The sequence below is a fragment of the Flavobacterium sp. KACC 22761 genome, assembly GCF_034058155.1.
Classification (GTDB): domain Bacteria; phylum Bacteroidota; class Bacteroidia; order Flavobacteriales; family Flavobacteriaceae; genus Flavobacterium.
Genome location: NZ_CP139148.1, coordinates 2,447,628 through 2,471,160, shown reverse-complemented (window position 1 = coordinate 2,471,160; position 23,533 = coordinate 2,447,628). Strand labels below are relative to the sequence as shown.

Genomic DNA, 23,533 nt, shown 5'->3' with positions numbered 1-23,533 from the left:
CCAAATTCCAAGACTAAAACGCATGAATCAAAAAGATTGAAATTTGGGATTTGAAACATTGGGATTTGCATTAGCCTAAAAACAAAAAAGCCTCAAACAATGTTTGAGGCTTTTGAAGAGCGAAAGACGAGGCTCGAACTCGCGACAACCAGCTTGGAAGGCTGGAGCTCTACCAACTGAGCTACTTTCGCATTGGTGGTGCAAATATAAATAATTTTAATTTCTAAAAAAATAAAATCTAAAATTATTTATTTTAGAGCGAAAGACGAGGCTCGAACTCGCGACAACCAGCTTGGAAGGCTGGAGCTCTACCAACTGAGCTACTTTCGCATTGGTGGTGCAAATATAAAAAGAAAGTTAAGTTCAAAACAAGCTTTTGGGCAAAAAAAATCAATAAAAAACAACAAAAATTTATAACACATTTAAAATTAAAAAGTTATAAATTAAAAAAAAATAAAAAAAATCATGACTATTATTAAAGAAATCCCGTCAAAAGAGACTTATATTGTTCGTCAACCTGTTTTAAGAGCAGGAAAACCTATTGAAAGTTGCATCTTTGAAGGCGATGATTTAGACACAACACATCATTTTGGTTTATTTGAAAATAAAAATTTAACAGGAATAATTTCGTTATTTCAACAAAGCAACTCTATATTTGCCGAAAAGAATCAAGCTCAGATTCGAGGAATGGCCGTTTTAGGAACGCATCAGAAAAAAGGATTTGGAGAAGCTCTTGTGAAACATTGCGAAAATTACTGCAATGAAAACAATGTTGAATTGATTTGGTTTAACGCACGAACTGCCGCTGTTGGCTTTTATAAAAAAATGAATTACGAGGTTTTAGGAGAACCTTTTGACATTAAAGATGTTGGCGAACATTATTTGATGTATAAAAAACTATAAAATGAAAAAACTTTACTTTCTTTTAGTAATATGTGTACTTTTTGGTTGCAAAAAAGACGAGCCAAAAATTATTCCTGTTGTCAAAAAAAAGGCGCCAGCAATCATACTTACTGACGAAAGAAAAGTTGAAATTGATACCGCTATAATAGGCGCTTATAAAAGTGAAACTCTTAAACAGTTTTATCTTTCATCTGAAAATAAAACTGTTTGGGGGAACCTTAAAAAGAGAGCTTATGTTTTGTCACAACTGCAAAATTCAGACAAACTGGGCTTAGATCCAGAAGATTACAAAGCTTCACAATTGCAAAAATTCGAAAAAAGAATTGGCTCGCTTAACGATACTGATTTGGCCACTTATGATATTTTGCTGACTTATAATTTTGAAAAATACCTGAATCATCTTTTTAAAGGAAAACTAGATCCTAAAACAATCTACACCGATTGGGATTTGGATGAAAAAATTTTGGATGTGAATAATGTTCTTATCAAAGCTTTCAACAAGAACAAATTAGACAGTATTGTCGATAATATTCAGCCGAAATCTGAGACTTATAAAGAACTGCTAAAGGCTCTTGAAATCATAAATACTTTTCCTGATGACGATATCGAACAGATTACTACCGATTCTTTGACAAAAAAAATAAGTTTAAACGAGAGCAATGCTGCGCTAATCAACATCAAGAAAAAACTTTTATTTTGGGGCGACATGACTGGAAAAGATAGCGTTTTGACCAAAATTTACGACAACAAAACATTTGAGTCAATCAAAAGATTTCAAGAACGACATGGTTTAGCTGCTGATGGGATTATTGGTCAAGGAACAATAAGTGCTTTGAATTATTCCAAAGAAAAAAGAAAACAGCAAATCATTGCCAACTTAGAACGTTGGAGATGGTTTACAGCTGATTTTGCTGAAAATTATTTCATAATAAACATTCCAGATTACAGCCTAAATGTTGTTGAAAACCAAGACACAACCTTGGTCAGAAATATTGTGGTGGGCACGAGCAAAAGAAAAACACCAATAATCACTTCGACGTTAAAAACAGTGGTTTTTAACCCGACTTGGACAGTTCCGCCAACTATTTTAAAAGAAGATGTTGTGCCCGCCATGAAACGCAATAGAAATTATTTGGCCAACAAAAACATAACTATATACGATACCTCAGGAAATGTAGTTGCTCCAAACGCATGGAATGAAAACAAACCTCACAATTACCGCTACATTCAAAGTCCTGGCTATAACAATTCATTAGGGCTGGTGAAAATTTTATTTCCTAATCATCATAGCGTTTATTTGCACGACACGAATCATCGCAACTACTTTGGGCGAAACAACCGTTCTTTAAGTTCTGGATGTGTTCGTATAGAAAATCCTTTAGAATTGGCTGAGCATATTTTAGCCGATTCGATACGTTTTTCGAAAATAAAAATCGATACGATAATTGCTTCCAAAAAAACCACAAGCATCAAAATCACTAAAAAATATGCTTTATACCAATGGTATTGGACAGCTTGGAGCAAAAAAAATCAGCTCATTTTTAGAGCTGATATTTATAATCTAGATGCGGATTTGTATGCTAAATTAAGAAATTAGCTTTTCTTCCATTGAGAAACTTCTTGATGGATGGTAAATATACAAACACGATTTTCCTTTTATAGCTTCAATTATTTCATCACGCAATTCAAATGGAATTGCAGGACAACCTTGGCTTCTGCCTAATCTTTTATGATCTCTTATAAATGATTCTGACACATAATCAGCGCCATGCATTACAACGCCTCTTTCGCGAGCATTGCTGTTAAAACCTTTTTCCAAGCCATCTAGACGCAAAGACGCTCCGTGTTTTCCTTGATAAATTTCGCCTGTAGCGTAAAAGCCTAAACTACTTTTATAAGAAGAATTATTGTTTGAAAATGAAGTTGCAAATTCTTCTCCAGTATTTCTTCCATGCGCTACTAATGACTGATATAAAATAGTATTGGTTGACAGGTCAATCACCCAAAGACGTTTCATATTTGATGATAAACTAAAATCGATCAAAGTCAAAATATCTTTTTGAATTACTCCTTTTTCTTTTAAAAGATAAAATCCTTTCAAAGCTTCAGAAAAAGTTTTTAGCTCTGGCAACTGAAAATGATTTGCATTTAAATTGCTGTACACACTTTCAACCTTAGCATCAACTGTAAGTTTTTCAACTTTAGCGACACTTTTTGTTGCTGCAGTTTTAATTTCGGGAGTGCTTTTTGAATCTTTACCAAAAGACAACAGGAAAAACACAAACAGAGGGTAAATTTTGTAAATCATTGAATTTCTTTAGGTTAATATCTAAATTTGGGTAAGGCAAAAATATAAAAAAATTATAGCGATTCAATTGCAACACGCTGAAACAGTGTTTTTTTACTAAAACTTTAACAGAATAATAGTAAAAATTTTGCATTTCAAACAAAAAACACGTCGCTTTTGTAGGATTTTTTATCATAAGTATAAAATAAATATTTTCTTACTTTTTCTTAAAGAAAATACAATTAAATAGTATTTTTGGCCATTGAAACTGTAACATTCGCATTGAAAAAATGTCTATTACTTCAGCAAATACCATTTTAGCTTTATATCATTTTAAAATTCCATGAAAAAATTAGTTTTCTTAAGTCTTCTTTTATCCGTTTTTTGCAGCTATAGCCAAAAGAAAATCCTTCAGGCTCAATCTACTGCGGAATCCATTTCTATTGACGGAAAATTAGATGAAGAAGCTTGGGCAAATGCTCCGATTGCCTCTAATTTCATCATGTTTGAACCCGATAACGGCAAGTCAATTACCGAAGCAAAAAAAACAGAAATAAAAGTTCTATATAATAACGACGCCATTTATATAGGCGCCATGATGTATGACGATGAACCAAACAAAATTTTAAAAGAAATATCACAGCGCGACAACTTTGGAACTGCTGATATTTTTGGTGTTTTTGTAAATGGCTTTAATGACGGCCAGCAAAACTTTGAGTTTTTTGTTTCGGCGGCAGATGTTCAGGGCGATTGCATTATGACTGACGCTATTGGGGAAGATTATTCGTGGGACGCCGTTTGGTTGAGTAAAGCCCGAATTACAGATAAAGGCTGGATTGTAGAAATCAAACTCCCGTATGCTGCTCTGCGTTTTTCTGCAGAAAACAAGCAAACTTGGGGAATCAACTTTTTTAGGGAAGTCAAGCGCGAACGCAAAAAATATACATGGAATCTAATCGATACCAAAATTGGGACATTTACACAGCAAAATGGAGAATTGGCCGGAATTGAAAACATCAAACCTCCTACTCGACTGTTTTTTATGCCTTATGCTTCGTATTATTTAAATGCGGCGGATGGCCAAAAAACCTATGGCACGATGAAAGGCGGAATGGATATAAAATATGGCATCAACGACGCTTTTACGCTTGACGCCATTTTAGTCCCAGATTTTGGACAAACGAAATACGACGACCGAATTTTGAATCTTAGTCCGTTTGAACAGCAGTTTAATGAAAATCGTGCTTTTTTCACAGAAGGAACCGACTTGTTCAACAAAGGAAATATTTTTTATTCGCGCAGAATTGGCGGAAGCCCATCAATTGATCCTGAACTAAACGACAACGAAGAAGTTATTGAAACGGTTCAAAATGTCAATCTTATCAATGCTTTAAAAATTTCTGGAAGAACAAAAAAAGGATTGGGAATTGGGGTTTTGAATGCCGTTACCGAAAAAACATACGCAACGATTAAAGACACTATTTCGAACGAAACACGTCGCGTAATTGTTGAACCCTTGACCAATTACAATGTTTTGGTTCTAGATCAGCGTTTTCGTAAAAATTCATCAGTTACCTTTATTAATACCAATGTTACTAGAAATGGCCATTACAGAGATGCCAATGTAACAGGTTTGGCTTGGGATTTAAACACAAAAGCAAACACCTACAGTTTGTATGGAAATGCAAAATACAGCCATATTAATATGGAAGAAAATAAAAATGGTGTTTTTACCACAATTGGTTTTGCCGAAACAAGCGGAAAATACCGTTATAGTATAGGTTCTGATTTTGTGACTAAAGATTACGACCCGAATGATCTCGGAATCAATTTTTACACGAATTATTATAATTTTTATGGAAATGCAAATTATAGAATTCTAAATCCAACCAAGCTTTTCAACAGCTTCAGAATCAACTATAATATGTATGCTGAATTCAATAAAGAATCTGGGTTAATTCAAGACAACAGCATTAATGTAAACGTAAACCTGACAACGGTAAAAAACAATTATTATGGTGGCGGAATTACAGTTTATCCCATGGAATCACACGATTATTACGAACCGAGAGCTGACAATAGATATGTAATTATTCCGAGAAAAATTGAAGCCTGGGGAAGCGTTTCTACAAATTACAACCACAAATTTGCAATCGATTTGAATCCGTCAATTGCGATTCTAGATGAATCGGGACGAACTTCCTATGGAATCGACATTGGTCCAAGATATCGTTTTAATGACAAATTATTACTGACGTATTATTTTAGTTTTTTCAGAAAAAACAACAACAAAGGTTATATTGATAGCGTTGATGCAGATGACAATGAAGCAACTCCAAACACTATTGTTTTTGCCAATAGGAATGTCGTGACATACTCAAACACACTTGGCGGAAAATATGCTTTAAACAGCACCATGACGCTAAATTTATCTGTAAGACAATATTGGTCTTACGCTGAAAACAAAGATATCTTGCAACTTCAAGACAATGGCACCTTAACGCCTTATCCAGACTATGACGAAAACAAAAATTCAAGTTTTTATTCCTGGAATGCTGATTTATCTTATTCTTGGTGGTTTGCTCCCGGAAGCCAAGTTTCGGTCCTATATCGCAACAATGCTGATAATTTTGAGCGCATTATCGACAAACAATATAAAGACAATGTAACCGCTTTATTGAATAATGATGCTTTAAAACATGCTTTTTCGATTAGTGTCAAATACTTTATTGACTATAATGCTGTCAAAAATAAGTTCAGAAAGAGAGCTTAGCGTGAATAAATTTTAAAAAATAAAGGCTTCTACAATTAAATTATTATTTTTTGATACGCTTCATTTTATTAAATATAAATGTATCGCTGTTCCCTTGCAAAGTTTAGAAATGACTTATCTTTGTAGAAAACAAAAAGTAATGAACAAGAAAGTTATCCTTATGATTTTAGATGGTTGGGGAAAATCTCCTGACCCTAAAGTATCTGCAATAGACAATGCAAATGTTCCTTTTATAAACAGTCTTTACAAAAATTACCCAAGCGCGCAACTTAGAACTGATGGTTTGAATGTTGGTTTACCAGAAGGTCAAATGGGAAACAGCGAGGTAGGCCATATGAACCTTGGAGCTGGAAGAATTGTTTACCAAGATTTAGCCAAAATTAATTTAGCTGTAGCAAATAAAACTCTTGCAAAAGAGCAAGTTTTAGTTGATGCGTTTACTTATGCTAAAGAAAACAATAAAAAAGTACACTTTTTAGGATTAGTTTCTGATGGAGGTGTGCATTCACATACTTCTCACTTGCGTGGATTAATCGACGCTTCTCAAGAATATGATTTAGATCAAGTTTATGTTCACGCTTTTACAGACGGGCGTGACGTTGACCCAAAATCTGGAGCAAAATACATTCAAGATCTTGAAGATCACATTAAAAACACTCCAGTTAAAATTGCTTCTGTCGTTGGACGTTATTATGCAATGGATCGCGACAAACGTTGGGAAAGAGTAAAATTAGCTTTTGATTTAGTTGTAAACGGAGTTGGAATTCCTTCTAAAAATGCTGTTGCAAGTGTTTTGGACAGCTACGAGAAAGACGTAACAGATGAGTTTATCGAGCCTGTTGTAATTGTTGACGAAAACGAAAAACCTCTTGCTACAATTGTCGAAGATGATGTTGTAATCTTCTTTAATTTTAGAACAGACAGAGGCCGTGAACTTACTGAAGCGCTTTCTCAGCAAGATTTCCACGAACAAAACATGCACAAACTAGACCTATATTATGTAACATTGACAAACTACGACGAGACGTATCAAAACGTAAAAGTGGTTTACAATAAAGATAATATCACTGAAACTCTTGGTGAAGTTTTAGAAAAAGCGGGCAAAAAACAAATCAGAATTGCGGAGACTGAGAAATATCCTCACGTAACTTTCTTCTTCTCTGGAGGTAGAGAAACTCCTTTTGAAGGCGAATCAAGAATCTTAAGAAACTCCCCAAAAGTGGCAACTTACGATTTACAGCCAGAAATGAGCGCTTACGAATTGGCAGATGCACTTGTTCCTGAATTGAACAAAGGCGAAGTTGATTTTGTTTGCTTAAACTTCGCAAACGGTGATATGGTTGGTCATACCGGAATTATGGAAGCTGCAATTAAAGCTTGCGAAGCGGTTGACGCTTGCGCGAAAAAAGTGATCGATGCCGCTCTTGCAAATGACTACACCACAATCGTCATTGCCGATCACGGAAACTGCGAAACAATGATCAATCCTGACGGAACTCCAAATACGGCTCACACAACAAACCCAGTGCCGATTATTTTAGTTGACAAAGAATTGAAAAACATCCAAAATGGTGTGTTAGGTGATATCGCTCCAACAATTTTAGAATTAATGGGAGTGCAACAGCCTAATGCGATGACTTGTCATTCACTTCTATAATTTTCACCATATAAGTCATATAAGTTCAGTAAAAAACAGAACTCAAAAAAAAGAGATAAATTATGAAATTTATCTCTTTTTTGTTTTAAGTCTTGTATGTCAGCCTGAGCGGAGTCGAAGGCACGTGCAGTAGAGAACGCAGGGCTTCGACTCCGCTCAGCCTGACATGCATATTAAAATGTATTTTTTATCAAACAATAAAATAATGATAAAGCTGCTCAACACCATAAATCACAAGACCAATAAATCCACCAACCAAAGTTCCGTTGATTCTAATATATTGAAGATCTTTCCCGATTTCTAATTCTAATTTCTCCGAAACCTCTTTTCCGTCCCAGCTTTTTACCGTTGATGAAATCAAATCTCCAATTACTTTCTTATTATTCAAAAGCATTGATAATAAATCATTCTTGATAAAACCGTTGATTTTATCGATCATTACAGGGTCTTCCTTAATTCCATTTCCAAAAGTTTGAATCAAATCTGCAATATTGTTTTTTATTGACGAATTGTCGCCACGGCTTAAGTCGTTTGTAATAGAGCGCTTAATTTCATCCCAAATTCCGTTGATATAATCCTGCACTTCTTTTTTTCCAACAAAACCCAAAATCATATCATTGATTTTAATTCGCATTTCTTCAGAATTTTTGACTTTTTCCAAAAAATTAAAAATATACTCGTCAATTTTTAAACGCACAGCACTTTCTGGCTTTTTCGCTTCATTTAAAAAGTCCTGCAAACCATTAAAAACACCTTCTGTGATACTTTTATCTGCCAATCCGAAACTCAAAAACGGAGTTGAAGCTTTTACTTTTTGCCGAATCAAATCCTTATTATTAGTCAATTCATTGCTCATCACTTCAAGAAGATTCGTAAGCATTTGATTTTTTAAATTTCCTTTTTGCAAAGGTTCTAATGCCAATGCGACCCATTCTCCAAAATTTATCCCTTCCATTTTTTCCTTAAACTGAACTTGAATAAATCGCTTTACATCTTCATCTTTAATGGTTTTTAGAATTCCCGGTATCACACTCACTGCAACTGCATTGGCAATTTTATTTGCATTTTCTTCGTGCGATAGCCATTCTGAAGCCTTGGTTGCAAAATTGAATTCGTCCAATTTAATTTCTAATTTTTCACGTACTAGAAATTCCTCAGAAACAAAATTCCCAAGGTTCTCTCCTATTTCATTTTTTTTGGTCGGAATAATGGCTGTGTGCCAAATCGGAATTCCCATCGGATGACGAAAAAGAGCCACAACGGCAAACCAATCGGCAATTCCGCCAACCATTGCAGCTTCACTGAAAGCCTGCAACATTGGAATTTTAAAATAAATAGCGACTAAAAACAACAATACGGCAATGCCTAAAAGTCCCAAAGCATTTCCCTTCATTTTTTTCAGCGCTTTTACTTTGGCTATATCTTTATCTGTAATAGTTTCCATAATTATAAGCGTTTGTATTACTAATTTACGGTTTTTTTTGGCAGATATTAGTTTTGCCACGAATTCCACCAATTTTCACTAATTGCTTTTGCTTTAATTTTTTTGACTAAATCATTTGTGCAAATTCGCGAAATTCGTGGCTAAAAATTTTGCGCAAAAAATGAGATAAAAATTGTACTTTTGCCAACTGAAAATGGAAAAAATATGATTATCCAAAAAACTAGAGAGGAAATCGAATTAATGCGCGAAAGTGCTTTAATCGTATCAAAAACATTAGGAATGATTGCTTCTGAAATTAAAGAAGGAGTTACAACATTATATCTTGACAAATTGGCCGAAGAATTTATTCGTGATCACGGTGCAGTTCCAAGTTTCCTTGGATTGTATGATTTCCCGAATTCGCTTTGCATGAGTCCAAACGCTCAGGTTGTTCACGGTATTCCTAACAATGTTCCTCTTAAAAACGGTGATGTTATTTCAGTTGATTGTGGGGCTTTTAAAAATGGTTACCACGGAGATCACGCATACAGTTTCGAAATTGGAGAAGTTGCACCAGAAGTTAAAAAACTTTTGCGTGTAACTAAAGAATCTCTTTATGTTGGAATTAGAGAATTTAAAGCTGGAAATCGCGTAGAAGATGTTGGAAATGCGATTCAAAAGTATACTGAAGCTCACGGTTACGGAGTAGTTCGTGAATTGGTTGGACATGGTGTTGGGCAAAAAATGCACGAAGAGCCAGAAATGCCAAATTACGGAAAACGCGGACGTGGAAAACTTTTTGTTGAAGGAATGGTTGTAGCAATTGAACCGATGATCAACATGGGAACCAGAAACATCAAACAACTTAAAGACGGCTGGACAATCTTAACTGCTGACGGAAAACCTAGTGCGCATTTTGAGCACGATGTGGCTTTAGTTGACGGAAAACCTGAATTATTATCGACTTTCCAATACATCTATAAAGCTTTAGGGATCGAAAGCAACGAAGAAGACGAATTCAGACAAGTTCCATTAGTATTATAATACAACCCGAATCAAACCAGTGAAAAAACTTTTTAAATTAGTTTTAAATACAATACCGCGTCCATTATTAATTCGTTTAAGTTATGTTGCGCGCCCAATTTTAGCATTATCATTAAAAGGAAGCAAATATACTGATCCTATTGACGGAAAAAGCTTTAGATCTTTTTTGCCTTATGGATACGGAAAACAGCGTAATAATGTGCTTTCGCCAAGTACACTTTCTCTAGAAAGACACCGTTTACTTTGGCTGTATTTAAACGATCAAACTGATTTTTTTACAGCACCTAAAAAAGTATTGCATTTTGCTCCTGAACAAGCTTTTTATAAAAGATTTCGTAAGCAGAAAAACTTAGATTACACAACAACTGATTTACTTTCGCCATTGGCAGATGTAAAAGCAGATATTTGTAATTTACCTTTCAAAGACAACGAATACGACGTTATTTTATGCAATCACGTTTTAGAACATATTCCTGACGACACAAAAGCAATGCAGGAATTATTTCGTGTTTTAAAACCAGGCGGAATGGCAATTTTGCAGATTCCACAAGATTTGTCTCGTGAAGTTACTTTTGCCGATGATTCGATTACAGATCAAAAAGAGCGTGCTAAAATCTTCGGACAATATGACCACGTTCGTGTTTACGGACGCGATTATTTCGATAAATTAAGAAGTATTGGTTTTATTGTTATCGAAGAAGATTACACTAATAAAATTGCACCAGAATTGGTTGAAAAATACTGTTTAGCAAAAGGCGAGATTATCCCGCTTTGCTTTAAACAGGAAAACTAATTTTTTCACCATATAAGTTCATTTAATAAAGAGTTTTCAAAATACCAGATTTGAAAACTCTTTATTTTTTTTGCCCAATTCCCAAATATAAGCCTAACCAAATCCCTAAATCTTGGAACCTACAAAATCATTTCAGTTCTGTTTTGACATCAGTTTGGAAAAAAATCTGAATGTTCATATTCCAACCGCATACATTGTTGAGAATACTAGCGAAATCAAATATTTAGACAAAAAAGCAAGTCCCGATGTACTTGAAAGTTTCGGAATCACTTTTGATAGTTTAGATTCCAACTCAAAAAGAATATTAACGGCTTGCGATTCTCTTAAACCTGAATTTATTTTTAAAAAATTCGGCGCCAAAATTAAATCAGCCAAAACAATTGCTGATTTACAGAAAGATTCAAAAATTGAGTTTGCTATTCGTCAGCATCTAAAATTCAATTTAAGTTCTTTTTACGATTTAATTGTAAAAGAACAATTTCCTCTATCTTTAAACCTCGGTCCTGAAAAAGATTTTTACCGCTCGAGAGTCAGTATTGAACCTCTTGATTTTGAACCTCAGATTCAGTTTGACAAACATTCAGAAGGCATTACTTACACACTTTCTTTAAAAGAAAATGAAACCACTTTTTCTCCAATGGATATCAAGGCAGAAATTCTTTTGGATGAACCAGGCTGGCTGATCATCAATAAAAAATTAGGACAACTAAAAGAGTTGAACTCTAAAAAACTAATGCCTTTTTTAAAGAAAAAATCTATTGAAATACCATCAAAATTAGTTGATGACTACTTCAAGAGTTTCATTCCGCAAATCGCAAAGAAAATTGATATTGAAGCAACAGGCTTCGAGATTGAACTTCGCGACAAAATCATTTCCTGTACGATTCAGCCTATTCATGATTTCTTTAAAAACTGCTATTATATTAATCTTTATTTTGATTACAATGGATATTCATTTGATGCGAGTAAAAATAAAAAAACACATTCTTTTGTCGATTTCAGCGTTGCCAATGAACCTAAAATAATTCAGTTTAAAAGAAATCCTGACGAAAGTCTATATATCGATAAATTGAATGAAATTGGTTTAACCAAAATCAAAAACGAATTATTTGGATTAAATTCAGAAGCTGAAAATACAGATCCTTTCATCAATATTCAGCTGATTATTGATCATAAAGAAGAACTGAAAAGTTTAGGTTTTACTATTGAAAACCTAAAACTGGAAAGTAAAGAAATCATCACTGAAAGCCATACTATTTCTGCTTCAAAAGAAACAGTTGGCGATTGGTTTGACATTAAAATAATAATTACCGTTGGAAATTATAAAATCAATTTCAGCGAAATTATTCCGAATATAAAAAGCAAAGAAAGACTTTTTGCGTTGCCTGACGGAAACTACTTTTTGATTCCGCTAGAATGGTTCAGCAAATATGGTTCACTTGCAAAATTAGCCAAAACAGAAAATGGCGTTCTTTTGTTGCGCAAAAGCAACTTTACTGCTTTAGACGGAATTTCAGAAATTGACAGTGATTTAGATCAAATTCATCAAGCTGAATTTACAGGTTCTGACTTAATAAAAGCAACTTTGAGACCGTATCAAATTGATGGCGTAAAATGGCTTTTAGGACATTTTAACTCCAATATGGGCGCGTGTCTTGCTGACGATATGGGACTTGGAAAAACGTTGCAAACTTTATCTGTTTTGGTTTCTGTACAAGAACAATTAGGTTTTACTACCAAAACCACCAATTTTGATTTGTTTGCCAACGAAACTACTATTGAAAGAGAACCGCTAAAGGCCTTGATTGTTTTGCCTTCTTCATTGGTTTTTAACTGGTTTAATGAAGCTGGAAAATTCACTCCACACTTTTCAAAAATGCAATATGTTGGTAACGATAGGAAATCTTTAGCAAGCAGAATCAATTCGACCGATTTGATTTTTACAAGTTACAGCATCATTCATCGTGATATTTCCATTTTAGAAAAATACGATTTCCGTTATCTGATTTTGGACGAAAGCCAATACATCAAAAACAAAAATTCTAAGATTTTTAAAGCCATAAATAAAATCAGTACAGGGCATAAAATTGCTTTGAGTGGTACACCGATCGAAAATTCGCTTGACGATTTATGGTCGCAAATGCAGTTTATCAATCCTGAGATTTTGGGCAGTTATGCTTTTTTTATGGAAAATTTCAAAAATCCGATTGAGAAAAAACAGAATGAAGAAGTTTTAGCAGAATTAAAAAATCTTATTCAGCCTTATATTTTAAGACGCACAAAGGAACAGGTTTTAAAAGATTTACCAGAATTAACCGAGCAGATTTACTATTGTGACATGGATCCTGAACAGGAAAAATTATACGAGAAAGAAAAATCTAAGGCTCGTAATTTCTTGCTTAAAACTGATGGATCTCCTGATAAAATTAGTATTATTAATACTTTGATGAAATTACGCCAATTGAGTAATCACCCGAAAATGGTTGATCAAGAATCTGAAGTTGATTCTGGAAAATTCATTGCGGTTACTAATTATTTAGAAAACTTAGTAAAAGCAAAACAGAAAGTCATCATTTTCAGTTCATTTGTCACCAATTTGAATTTCTATACCGATTGGTGTAAAGAAAACAAAATTGAGTTCTGCGAAATTACAGGTGAAACTCCAGCAGATAAGAGAGAACAGCAAGTTAAAATGTTTCAAGAAAAAGAAAATCCGCTCTTATTCTTTATTTCTCTTAAAGCGGGAGGTGTTGGTCTAAATATTACAAAAGCCTCTTATGTTTTATTCTTAGATCCTTGGTGGAATCCTTTCGCAGAAAAACAAGGTGTTGCGCGTGCGCATAGAATTGGACAGTTGAATAAAGTTAATGTGGTTCGTTTTATTTCTAAAAATACAGTTGAAGAAAAAATTATCAAACTTCAAGAAAACAAAAAATTATTGTCTGATTCTCTTTTAGAGGAAAGTTACATCAATGATGAAATTGAAGGCAATCTGGAATACATTTTAGGTTCTTAATTGTTAAAGCCAATAGATTGGCATATTTTTCGTTGTATAAAATTATTATATTTACAAATCTTACAATCTATCAAATGCCAAAATTTTTATCTATAAGCTTTCTTCTGCTTTTTATTTTTACTTCGGCGAAAGCCCAAGAAGTACAAAACGAAGTAGATCCTCCATATAACATCAAAACGGCTTCGTTTGTTCAAAATGATTCAAATGTGGTTCCTATTTTTGAATTGGGTTCGGTATTTTCATTTCAATTTGATGATTTATTTGGCAACGAAGCGAATTATTATTTTGAATTGGTTCATTGTGATTACAATTGGATTCCGTCAGACATCCCGAAGACAGAATACATTCGCGGTTTTGACAATCAAAGAATTACAGATTTTTCGAATTCATTTAATACACTTCAAGGGTACACGCATTACACGTTGACTTTTCCAAATCAATTCACGACACAACTGAGAATTTCGGGCAATTATATGCTGAAAATCCTGAATGAAGACAAGGAAGTTGTTTTCTCCAGAAAATTTGTTCTTTACGAAAATCATTCTACAGTTGCCTGTTTGGTAAAACGCACCCGAAACCTCAGCAATATTGATTATAAGCAAAATCTTGAATTTACTATTTTGTCAAATGACATTACTTTTCAAACACCTCTGCAAAACATAAAAGTGCTTTTATTGCAAAATGGCGATTTTAAAACAAGTATTAAAAACGTTCCGCCTCAATATACCATAGGAAATCAAATGGTATATAAATATGACAAAGAAACACAGTTTTGGGGAGGCAATGAATTTTTGTATTTTGAAAACAAAGATATTCGCGCGGCAAGTAATAATGTCGCCAAAGTGGGTTCCAACAATGATGTTTACAGTTCATATTTGTACCCCAATCATGCGAGAGGCAACCAAATTTATACGCTTTATGAAGATGTAAATGGAAATTTTGTAGTGAAAAACATCAACGGATTCAAACAAGAAATTGAAGCCGATTATGCTTGGGTTTATTTCACTCTATCAGCGCCGGCTTTTCAATTAAACAAAGACATTTATATTGTTGGAATGTTCAACAATTTCAGCCTTTCGCCAGAATATAAAATGGATTATAATCCAGACAAAGCAATTTTTGAAAAAGCCGTTATGATCAAACAAGGTTTTACCAATTATCAATACCGAACAGTTGAGAAAAAAGGAAATATCGATTACGAAAATGCGGTTGATGGAAATTTTTATCAGACTGAAAATGAATACACCATCTTGGTTTATTATAAAGAAAGTTCTGATCGTTATCAAAGAGTTATTGGAAAAGGAAACGGAAACTCAATAAACATCGTAAATTAAAACAATGTTAACGTTTTCACTTCAATCATTTTTTTTCGTAGCTTTGCACGTATAACGCACACATATATACTACTTTAGTATGGTTTCTCAAATTACACGAGGCATAAAAATATCAGTTTTAACTAGTTTTGAAGGAACTTACTTCAAAAACTACAAGATTCATTTTGCTTTTAGTTATGTAGTTACAATTGAAAACCACAGTAAAGATTCTGTCCAATTGACTTCTCGCCACTGGGAAATTTTTGATTCGCTAAACGACTTAGATATAGTGGATGGCGAAGGCGTGATTGGCAAAAAACCGGTATTAAAACCAGGCGAAAATCACACGTATAGTTCTGGTTGCTTGTTATCATCTCCATATGGCGCTATGAAAGGTCATTTTAATATGATCAATTTTACTACAACTAAAACATTCAAAGTGATCGTTCCTACTTTTAGAATGTGTGCTCCGTTTGCATTAAACTAATTTATAGTTTGAAGCACTCTTTTTCATTTAAGAAAATTCGAGAAAACATTTAATTTTTGCCTGAATCATTTGGATTTTATTTAATTAAAATGTTAATTATTCTGCAACTTGAATCATTCATTTATTAAAATACAACTTTTTAATATTGTATTGTGATAAATTCAAATTATCATTTGTACTTTTGTAAAAAATTAAACAAATCGTAATTTTAAAATAATTTATCCCATGTTAAAAGGATTCTTTCATGTACCAAAAGCGGTAAACGAGCCAGTTAAAAGCTACGCACCGAACTCACCAGAAAAAGCAGCAGTTCAGGCAGCTTACACCACAATGTGGAATTCTCAAATTGACGTTCCTTTATATATTGGAAGCGAAGAAATCAGAACTGGAAATACAAGAAACATTACAGCTCCACACGATCACAAACACGTTGTTGGAAAATATCATTTAGCTGAAAAACAACATATCGAAAAAGCAATCGCTAATGCACTTGAAGCAAGAAAAGCATGGGCAAACATGGCATGGGAACAACGTGCTGCTATTTTCTTGAAAGCTGCTGAGCTTATTGCAGGACCATACAGAGCGCGCATCAACGCTGCAACAATGATTGGTCAATCTAAAAATATTCACCAAGCAGAAATCGATTCTTCTTGCGAATTAATCGACTTTTTACGTTACAATGTTGAGTTTATGACTCAAATCTACAACGATCAGCCAAAATCAGATTCTACTGTTTGGAACCGTGTAGAATATAGACCATTAGAAGGTTTTGTTTACGCAATTACTCCATTCAACTTTACTGCTATTGCTGCAAATCTTCCTGCAAGTGCTGCTATGATGGGTAACGTTGTGGTTTGGAAACCAAGTGACAGCCAAGTATTTTCTGCAAAAATAATCATCGATGTTTTCAAAGAAGCTGGAGTTCCAGACGGCGTTATCAACGTAGTTTTCGGAGATGCTTTAATGATTACGGATACTGTTTTAGCGAGCCGTGATTTTGCTGGTATTCACTTTACAGGATCAACTCATGTATTTAAAGATATTTGGGCTAAAATTGGTGCAAACATTCACAACTATAAAACATATCCAAGAATCGTTGGAGAAACTGGAGGTAAAGATTTTATCATTGCTCATCCAAGTGCAAACGTAAAACAAGTAGCTACAGGAATCACTCGTGGAGCATTTGAATTCCAAGGACAAAAATGTTCTGCTGCATCTAGAGCTTACATTCCACAAAGTTTATGGCCTGCTGTAAAAGAGCAATTAATTGCTGATGTAAAATCAATGAAAATGGGTTCTCCAGAAGATTTTGGAAACTTTATTACGGCAGTTATCCACGAAGGTTCTTTTGATAAATTAGCAAGTTATATTGACCAAGCTAAAAAAGATGCTGACGCTGAAATCATCGTTGGAGGAAATTATGACAAATCAGTTGGATACTTTATTGAGCCAACGGTTATTGTAACAACCAACCCAAAATATACTACAATGGAAACGGAGTTGTTTGGACCAGTTATCACGATTTATGTTTATGAAGATGCTAAATGGGAAGAGGCTTTAGAATTAGTTGATACTACTTCTGAGTACGCTTTAACAGGAGCGGTTTTCAGCCAAGATCGTTATGCTATTGAAGTAGCTACAACGAAACTACAAAATTCAGCCGGTAACTTCTATATCAACGACAAACCAACTGGTGCTGTTGTTGGAATGCAACCATTTGGCGGAGCAAGAGCTTCTGGAACTAATGATAAAGCAGGTTCTGCATTGAACTTATTGCGTTGGGCTTCTCCAAGAACGATCAAAGAAACATTTGTAACTCCTGAGGATTACAGATATCCATTCTTAGGTTAATTTGATTTTAAATTTCAGATTTGAACTTACAATCTGAATAATACATAAAAAGCCGATTCTTGACAGAATCGGCTTTTGCTTTTATATTTTCTCCATGTTTATATCTTAAAATTGACTTAAATGACTATCATTATTAAATTGTAGTATTTTTCTTATATATCTAAAAACCAACATATTAGACCTATTAAAAACCTTATTATATTATTTTTTAAACTTCTAGGTCCTCTTTTAAAAAGCTCATAATCATAATTTTGTGTTAACGATTTAAACAGAAAATTAACTTTATAAACAATACATATTATGAGAAACTTAAACAATGTTCCAAAAATAATCATGGAATCAAAAAGCATTGGACATAAAATTGATTATAAATGGACAAAAAAGAAAATAGATGAATTGCTAGATCCGCTAGGCAATGAAGATCTTGAAAAAGTCTTAATGCAGATAAATCATAAAGGTTCAATAGGACTAACTGCAGCATTACTAGAATGGGTCTACTGGCGTTTTACAGGTTTTACACAAGCAACTAGTGACACTCAAAAACGCATTGAAGCGCTTTGGTGCTCCATCAATAATCGGGAGCAGACTAATCCATTAATATTTGATGCCGATCTTGAGACATCGGCAAACGGATCCGTTAATGGCGCATTGTGGATCGCTTTGATGAATGTGAGAATGATTGATGTGAGATATAGAAAAGGTTCTTATTATTTGCAAAATGAACTTATCGGATTAGTGCTTTTAGCTCGTCATATAACTCCAAAAAAGAAAAAATTTGATGATTGGTTCAACGAAGTTATAAGTGAATTAATCCACACACATCCAAATCCATATAAAAACACTGAATTGGACGAAACTGATGAAGCTGTATATGATTCTTCGTATGAGCCTCTAATTTCACGCGAATTTTTCTTTGACGCCAACTTTAAGTACACAAAAAAAGCGACTGAAGATGCGATTCATAATTTCATCGAAAACTTAGATCATAAAGCAAATGCCTTTTTAAATTTTCCTAAAAAAGCATCTTAGTTTTTATAGTTTGTTTTTAATTCAAAAGCCCGGCGAGAAATTTAATTTCTTGTCGGGCTTTTTATTTTTTCTCTTGCCAAACTTAAAAACACAAAACTACAAATGGCTTATTTTATCATTTTTAAAACTTTTAGGTTATGACAGAATTATAGTAAAATTATTACTTAGTGAAAATTAAAAATTATGAGAAAAATCTTTGTTTTCCTATTCATCTCTTGTAGTTTGTTTATTTCTTGTACTGAAGAAAACAGTTCGTCTAAAAAAAATGAACACAATGAAGCCAATTTTATTCTGTCTAAAAATATCGAGAGAGCTGATTGGGGCAATATTCAAGTCGAAGAGACTTTAAAATTTGACGTCAAAATCAAAAATTTTGACGGCGCCTCAGATGTTGTATATGTTTTAAAACCTATCACCTTAGATGCGACAAGACACCAACGCAATAAAATTGATTACAACTTTCAAGAAGAAATAAAAATGCCATCTACGAGTATATTTGGCATAAGTAAAGATAGTATTCTCACCAAAAAAACGAGAGATAGTATTATTCTCAAAAAAGCAAACTCGTCATTTTTTGTTTCAATCCTAAAACCAGGAAATTTTACGCAACAATATGAACTCCGTAAAATGAAATCAAACAAATATGTAGCTGCATCTACACAAGAAATGCTCTTCTCTGCAGTAAAAATTGAAGCTTATACATGGAATGAAGAAACACGCAATTCTACTATGTTTAGAACATCTCAACACAGTCGTTATTATGAATTTACTGTAGATGACGGAGATCAAACCCCTGACACATACTTGACAAATAGTGAATCTAAATCTAATACATATACTGCAATGTATAATGGAAAAATACATAGTGGCACTATAGTTATCAATAATAAAATGACATTTAGCGACAAAGTAGATACAGAACGTGCTCCTCAAACCGTACCAAATTGGACATTAACTGAACTCAAAATAGTACAAAAAAGAGATCACGAACCTGACAATATTATTACATATAACAATCTCAGTATAAACCAAAAATAATGAATATGAAAAACCAACTTAGAAAAGCAACATTTTTAGCCTTGTCAATTAGTACGGCTTTAATTACTTCTTGTAGTAATGATGACAATAAAAATGATTCAGGAACTAATCTTAATGACCTACAACAAGTAGCTTTTGCCAACAAACCAGATAAAGTAATAAGCTCTGTAAAAACTGGAACACAAGAACTAAATCCTACCACTGGTAATAACGAATACGTTTATCTTACCACAATAGAAAAACAAACTACATTATCACCGCTTTCGATTATTAACGAAGTAAACTTAGATGTTATTTATCCTGGTAGTATTTTACGCGGTTCTAGTTTTATGAATGCAACTTATGATCCGCTTGTGCTTAAAAATGCTTTTAAGCCTGTTGTACTATCAATGTCTTTGAGAGGGAAAATTCCTGTTACAGCCAGTACTCTTCCAATTCCGAGCGAAGTAAGAAATGTAATAACAGGCTTAATGAGTAATAGTAAAAATGATATAGATTATGAAGCTATTCCTACTTATTACGAATATCAAAGTGACGAAATAACCACAGAAGATAGTTTTAAAAAAGCATTAGACGCTCACCTTAATGTAAATGTATTAGGAGGTTTAGTAAAGGCTAATTTTGGATATACACAAAGTAGTAGTTCAACAGCTACTACATCATATGTAATGGTAAAGGTAAGACAACGTTTGTATAGCATGACGATAGACCCAAAATACCATACAGATTGGATTGATGGCAATATCAATGATAATAATTTTGGAACTCATGAACCTGTTTATGTGAGTAATGTAGATTACGGAAGAGTTGCTTATATTCTGATTGAAACTACCAAAGACGAAACATACAACAGTAAGATGGTTAAAGCAGCTGTTGGCGTTGCTTTAAAAGTAGTCGATATAGGAGTAGATGTATCTTACTCTGAAGAGTTTAAAAAATTATTTGCACAAAATAAAGTGAAAGTGATGATTGTAGGTGGTCCACTGGCTTTAGGTGGAAAAGTTAGTGATTACAATAGTTTTGTCGAGTTTCTTAAAACTCCTACTTCCTCCGATTTAGTTACTTCTTCAGCACCAATATCCTATAAAATAAGACGATTAAAAGACAACACTGAAGTTGAAGTAAAAGATATGTACACTACTCAATTTAAAGAATTAAAAGCAAACTAAAAAATTTAATTATCAAAGCCAATCTCAAAAACAGATTGGCTTTGTTTCAATAAATGCTACAGATGAAAAAATTATTTTCTCTTTATTTTATATTTCTTTCTTGCATCCTATTTGCACAACAATATCCATCAAGTGGCTGCTTAACTATCTTTAGCGATAATTCAGAAATGTTTTCTGTTTATTTAAATGGAGAATTGCAAAACATTCAGCCAAGATCAAATGTGACAATAAAAAACCTAAATCAGCGGTTTTACAATGTAAAGATTTCATTTGAAAATACTGCTTTAAAAAATATTACAAAGAATTATGTCACTGTAATGGGCAAAGATGGAAAGACTTTTGAAGATGCAACCTATAAAATTAAGATTGACTATAAAACCAAAAAAACAAAACTCAATTATTATTCGGGAAAAGATATTGTCCCTGACTTTTACCCGAATCAAGATAGCTTGGAAGCAAATCAAAATCCTTCTCCAAACCAGAATGTCACAATCAATAATGGCATTAATATTAGCATTAACGGCAAAGAACAATCGAGATCAAACTTGGATTATAAAAATAGGAAATGCCCAGAAATGAGTCCCGCCGAATTTGAAATTGCAATGGCGTCTATTAAAAAGGAAAATTTTGATGACCAAAAATCAGCAATCGCACAAAACATAATTTTAAACAACTGTCTAAAAACAAATCAAATTGCACAAATAGCCAAAACCTTTTCATTTGCAGATAATCAAATGAAATTTGCAAAACAGGCTTATAATTCTTGTGTAGATGTCAGAAATTATTATTTAATAAAAGATGTTTTTTCATTTCAAGTTGACCAGCAAGAATTCATGAATTTTATAAATTCTAACAAATAAAAAACCGAACCTTTCATCAAGATTCGGCTTTCTATTTAAGGTTTAAACTTCAATGGCAAATGCACCACTTTTTTAGTTTCAAAAAATTCATCTTCAAAAAAATCAGCCAAATTATATAAGGTGGCATTTGGAAAATCTTTCAATTCTTCTTCTAAATCGCCTCCTTTTAAATAAAGAATTCCATTCTTCAAAGTATGTTTATGCTGTTTTTTGATTTTATCTTTAATCCATGAAACAAAATCAGGCATATTAGTAACCGCACGACTTACGATGAAATCGAAATCACCTTTTACTAATTCTGCACGTTTTTGTTCCGCTTTTACGTTCTTTAATTCTAATGCATCAACCACACCTTGAACCACTTTTATTTTTTTGGCAATAACATCAATTAAATAAAAACGCGTTTCAGGAAAAAGAATTGCCAAGGGAATTCCTGGAAAACCACCTCCTGTTCCAACATCCAAAACAGTTGTGCCAGGTTCAAATTTCATCACTTTAGCAATTCCTAATGAATGCAAAATGTGTTTTGTATATAATGAATCGATGTCTTTTCTAGAAATAACATTGATTTTTTCATTCCAATCGTGGTATAAAAAGTCTAATTGTTGAAATTGTTTGATTTGAAGATCCGTCAAATCAGGAAAATATTTCAATATCTCATCCATTGCTGTAAATTTTTAACAAAAGTACTACTTTACGATTGAAATATTTAACTCAATTTTGCAAATTGAAAATTTATAATAATTACCTTTGAAACCTATTTAAAATAATTATGAATAACACTGCACCTACATTTGCAAGGCAAGACAATTTAAAGTTTTTTAGAACACTTAATTCTCGGGTAAACAATTACTTCAAAGAGAATAATATTCAAAAAACCGGAAACTGGAAGTTACATCTAAAAGCCGTTATCCTTTTTGCAGTGTTTCTTACTCCTTATTTTTTGATTCTAACACTTAACATGCCTTTTTGGGTAATGCTTTTATTATCTATCGTAATGGGTATTGGAATGGCAGGCGTTGGAATGAATGTAATGCATGATGGGAATCATGGTTCTTACTCAAACAAAAGCTGGATCAACAAACTAATGGGCGGTACGATTTATATTTTGGCAGGAAATGTTTACAACTGGCAAGTACAGCACAATGTATTGCACCATACATACACAAATATCCCAGGCCACGATGAAGATTTAGATGCGGGACGAATCATCCGTTTCACAAAACATGCTGAATGGCATAGTTTTCACCGTTTTCAACATTATTATTCTGTTTTCTTATATGGATTATTGACTTTCAATTGGGCAATTACAACCGATTTTAAGCAAATGAGAAATTACTTAAAAAGAAAATTATCTTACGGAGAACCAAAAAGCCCAAAAATTCTTTGGACAACTTTAATCATCACAAAAATTATCTACGCATCGATCTGGATTGTATTGCCAATCGTGATTGGAATTACATGGTGGAAAGTACTTCTTGGATTTTTTGTAATGCATTATACAACAGGATTAATCTTGAGTATTGTATTTCAATTAGCACACGTTGTGGATCATACAACTAATCCAGAACCAAACGAATTAGGCGAAATGGATAATACTTGGGCCATTCACCAATTGTACACTACAACTAATTTTGCACCAAAAAATGCAATTGTAAATTGGTACACTGGCGGATTAAACCATCAAATTGAGCATCATATTTTCCCAAATATAAGCCACATTCATTACGGCAAAATTGCAAAAATCGTAAAAGAAACTGCAAAGGAATGCAACTTGCCATATTACGAATACAAAACAATGCGAAGTGCCGTTATTGCTCACTTCAAACATTTACGAGAATTGGGAATGAAGCCAGAATTAGCATAAAAACTAAAAAAAATCTATTAATA

Annotated in this window: 18 protein-coding genes and 2 tRNA genes; 15 read left to right on the top strand and 5 right to left on the bottom strand. The window is 33.3% G+C overall.

The genetic code is table 11. The features are described 5' to 3' along the window. Window positions 1-118 precede the first annotated feature (118 nt). Both SCB73_RS10740 and SCB73_RS10735 read right to left on the bottom strand, forming a co-directional pair. Window positions 119-191 (bottom strand) — tRNA-Gly (locus SCB73_RS10740). A 66-nt stretch (window positions 192-257) separates the two neighbouring features. Continuing rightward, window positions 258-330 (bottom strand) — tRNA-Gly (locus tag SCB73_RS10735). Window positions 331-465: 135 nt separating this feature from the next. Here SCB73_RS10735 and SCB73_RS10730 point away from each other — a divergent pair. Further along, a complete protein-coding gene (locus SCB73_RS10730) occupies window positions 466-903 on the top strand; it encodes a GNAT family N-acetyltransferase (protein WP_320570011.1) in 438 nt (145 codons plus the stop codon). A gap of 1 nt (window position 904) precedes the next feature. After that, window positions 905-2,500, top strand: coding sequence for a L,D-transpeptidase family protein (locus SCB73_RS10725; protein ID WP_320570010.1), 1,596 nt, complete (start codon window positions 905-907; stop codon window positions 2,498-2,500). Here SCB73_RS10725 and SCB73_RS10720 read toward each other — a convergent pair. Then, a complete protein-coding gene (locus SCB73_RS10720) occupies window positions 2,489-3,211 on the bottom strand; it encodes a murein L,D-transpeptidase catalytic domain family protein (protein ID WP_320570009.1) in 723 nt (240 codons plus the stop codon). The genes SCB73_RS10725 and SCB73_RS10720 overlap by 12 nt on opposite strands. A 322-nt stretch (window positions 3,212-3,533) precedes the next feature. On the opposite strand from SCB73_RS10720, the gene SCB73_RS10715 reads away from it, so the two are divergent. Both SCB73_RS10715 and gpmI read left to right on the top strand, forming a co-directional pair. Continuing rightward, complete coding sequence (locus SCB73_RS10715) at window positions 3,534-5,963, top strand: DUF5916 domain-containing protein (protein WP_320570008.1); 2,430 nt, start codon at window positions 3,534-3,536, stop codon at window positions 5,961-5,963. Window positions 5,964-6,102: 139 nt separating this feature from the next. Beyond that, window positions 6,103-7,620: a 2,3-bisphosphoglycerate-independent phosphoglycerate mutase gene (gpmI, locus tag SCB73_RS10710; RefSeq protein WP_320570007.1), complete on the top strand. Its 1,518-nt coding sequence runs from the start codon at window positions 6,103-6,105 to the stop codon at window positions 7,618-7,620. 190 nt (window positions 7,621-7,810) lie between these two features. Here the strand turns inward: gpmI and SCB73_RS10705 are convergent, their stop codons facing one another. After that, entirely contained in the window at window positions 7,811-9,064 is a 1,254-nt protein-coding gene (locus SCB73_RS10705) for a DUF445 domain-containing protein (RefSeq protein WP_320570006.1), read from the bottom strand. A gap of 204 nt (window positions 9,065-9,268) precedes the next feature. Here SCB73_RS10705 and map point away from each other — a divergent pair, with 204 nt between their 5' ends. The 10 genes from map to SCB73_RS10655 all read left to right on the top strand — a co-directional run bounded on the left by map (window position 9,269) and on the right by SCB73_RS10655 (window position 21,643). Then, the gene (map, locus tag SCB73_RS10700) at window positions 9,269-10,087 is read left to right on the top strand and encodes a type I methionyl aminopeptidase (RefSeq protein WP_286969718.1); all 819 of its coding nucleotides are present in this window, start codon (window positions 9,269-9,271) and stop codon (window positions 10,085-10,087) included. Between the two features lie 19 nt (window positions 10,088-10,106). Beyond that, a complete protein-coding gene (locus SCB73_RS10695) occupies window positions 10,107-10,880 on the top strand; it encodes a class I SAM-dependent methyltransferase (protein ID WP_320570005.1) in 774 nt (257 codons plus the stop codon). A gap of 112 nt (window positions 10,881-10,992) precedes the next feature. Next, window positions 10,993-13,896 carry a DEAD/DEAH box helicase gene (locus SCB73_RS10690; protein ID WP_320570004.1) on the top strand — a complete coding sequence of 968 codons (2,904 nt, stop codon included), beginning with the start codon at window positions 10,993-10,995 and terminating at the stop codon, window positions 13,894-13,896. Between the two features lie 74 nt (window positions 13,897-13,970). After that, window positions 13,971-15,230 (top strand): type IX secretion system plug protein, encoded by a 1,260-nt coding sequence (locus tag SCB73_RS10685; RefSeq protein ID WP_320570003.1) that lies wholly within the window; start codon window positions 13,971-13,973, stop codon window positions 15,228-15,230. A gap of 79 nt (window positions 15,231-15,309) precedes the next feature. Then, a complete protein-coding gene (apaG, locus tag SCB73_RS10680; RefSeq protein WP_012023834.1) occupies window positions 15,310-15,696 on the top strand; it encodes a Co2+/Mg2+ efflux protein ApaG in 387 nt (128 codons plus the stop codon). A 225-nt stretch (window positions 15,697-15,921) separates the two neighbouring features. After that, window positions 15,922-17,547, top strand: coding sequence for an L-glutamate gamma-semialdehyde dehydrogenase (gene pruA, locus SCB73_RS10675; protein ID WP_320570002.1), 1,626 nt, complete (start codon window positions 15,922-15,924; stop codon window positions 17,545-17,547). Window positions 17,548-17,847: 300 nt separating this feature from the next. Then, complete coding sequence (locus SCB73_RS10670) at window positions 17,848-18,576, top strand: hypothetical protein (RefSeq protein WP_320570001.1); 729 nt, start codon at window positions 17,848-17,850, stop codon at window positions 18,574-18,576. A gap of 183 nt (window positions 18,577-18,759) precedes the next feature. After that, entirely contained in the window at window positions 18,760-19,614 is an 855-nt protein-coding gene (locus SCB73_RS10665) for a hypothetical protein (protein WP_320570000.1), read from the top strand. A gap of 5 nt (window positions 19,615-19,619) precedes the next feature. Beyond that, window positions 19,620-20,783 (top strand): thiol-activated cytolysin family protein, encoded by a 1,164-nt coding sequence (locus SCB73_RS10660; protein ID WP_320569999.1) that lies wholly within the window; start codon window positions 19,620-19,622, stop codon window positions 20,781-20,783. Window positions 20,784-20,845: 62 nt separating this feature from the next. Next, window positions 20,846-21,643 carry a DUF4476 domain-containing protein gene (locus SCB73_RS10655; RefSeq protein WP_320569998.1) on the top strand — a complete coding sequence of 266 codons (798 nt, stop codon included), beginning with the start codon at window positions 20,846-20,848 and terminating at the stop codon, window positions 21,641-21,643. A 35-nt stretch (window positions 21,644-21,678) separates the two neighbouring features. On the opposite strand, the gene rsmG is transcribed toward SCB73_RS10655, so the two are convergent. Further along, window positions 21,679-22,308: a 16S rRNA (guanine(527)-N(7))-methyltransferase RsmG gene (gene rsmG, locus SCB73_RS10650; RefSeq protein ID WP_320569997.1), complete on the bottom strand. Its 630-nt coding sequence runs from the start codon at window positions 22,306-22,308 to the stop codon at window positions 21,679-21,681. Between the two features lie 107 nt (window positions 22,309-22,415). On the opposite strand from rsmG, the gene SCB73_RS10645 reads away from it, so the two are divergent. After that, a complete protein-coding gene (locus SCB73_RS10645) occupies window positions 22,416-23,510 on the top strand; it encodes a fatty acid desaturase family protein (protein WP_320569996.1) in 1,095 nt (364 codons plus the stop codon). Window positions 23,511-23,533 lie beyond the last annotated feature (23 nt).

Bases quoted from the DNA above. Each gene is read 5' to 3' on its own strand.
- apaG (WP_012023834.1), top strand. From the start codon at position 15,310: ATGGTTTCTCAAATTACACGAGGCATAAAAATATCAGTTTTAACTAGT.
- SCB73_RS10665 (WP_320570000.1), top strand. From the start codon at position 18,760: ATGAGAAAAATCTTTGTTTTCCTATTCATCTCTTGTAGTTTGTTTATT.
- SCB73_RS10655 (WP_320569998.1), top strand. From the start codon at position 20,846: ATGAAAAAATTATTTTCTCTTTATTTTATATTTCTTTCTTGCATCCTA.
- pruA (WP_320570002.1), top strand. From the start codon at position 15,922: ATGTTAAAAGGATTCTTTCATGTACCAAAAGCGGTAAACGAGCCAGTT.
- SCB73_RS10660 (WP_320569999.1), top strand. From the start codon at position 19,620: ATGAAAAACCAACTTAGAAAAGCAACATTTTTAGCCTTGTCAATTAGT.
- SCB73_RS10685 (WP_320570003.1), top strand. From the start codon at position 13,971: ATGCCAAAATTTTTATCTATAAGCTTTCTTCTGCTTTTTATTTTTACT.
- map (WP_286969718.1), top strand. From the start codon at position 9,269: ATGATTATCCAAAAAACTAGAGAGGAAATCGAATTAATGCGCGAAAGT.
- rsmG (WP_320569997.1), bottom strand. From the start codon at position 22,308: ATGGATGAGATATTGAAATATTTTCCTGATTTGACGGATCTTCAAATC.
- SCB73_RS10725 (WP_320570010.1), top strand. From the start codon at position 905: ATGAAAAAACTTTACTTTCTTTTAGTAATATGTGTACTTTTTGGTTGC.
- SCB73_RS10720 (WP_320570009.1), bottom strand. From the start codon at position 3,211: ATGATTTACAAAATTTACCCTCTGTTTGTGTTTTTCCTGTTGTCTTTT.
- gpmI (WP_320570007.1), top strand. From the start codon at position 6,103: ATGAACAAGAAAGTTATCCTTATGATTTTAGATGGTTGGGGAAAATCT.
- SCB73_RS10715 (WP_320570008.1), top strand. From the start codon at position 3,534: ATGAAAAAATTAGTTTTCTTAAGTCTTCTTTTATCCGTTTTTTGCAGC.
- SCB73_RS10705 (WP_320570006.1), bottom strand. From the start codon at position 9,064: ATGGAAACTATTACAGATAAAGATATAGCCAAAGTAAAAGCGCTGAAA.
- SCB73_RS10730 (WP_320570011.1), top strand. From the start codon at position 466: ATGACTATTATTAAAGAAATCCCGTCAAAAGAGACTTATATTGTTCGT.
- SCB73_RS10645 (WP_320569996.1), top strand. From the start codon at position 22,416: ATGAATAACACTGCACCTACATTTGCAAGGCAAGACAATTTAAAGTTT.
- SCB73_RS10670 (WP_320570001.1), top strand. From the start codon at position 17,848: ATGAGAAACTTAAACAATGTTCCAAAAATAATCATGGAATCAAAAAGC.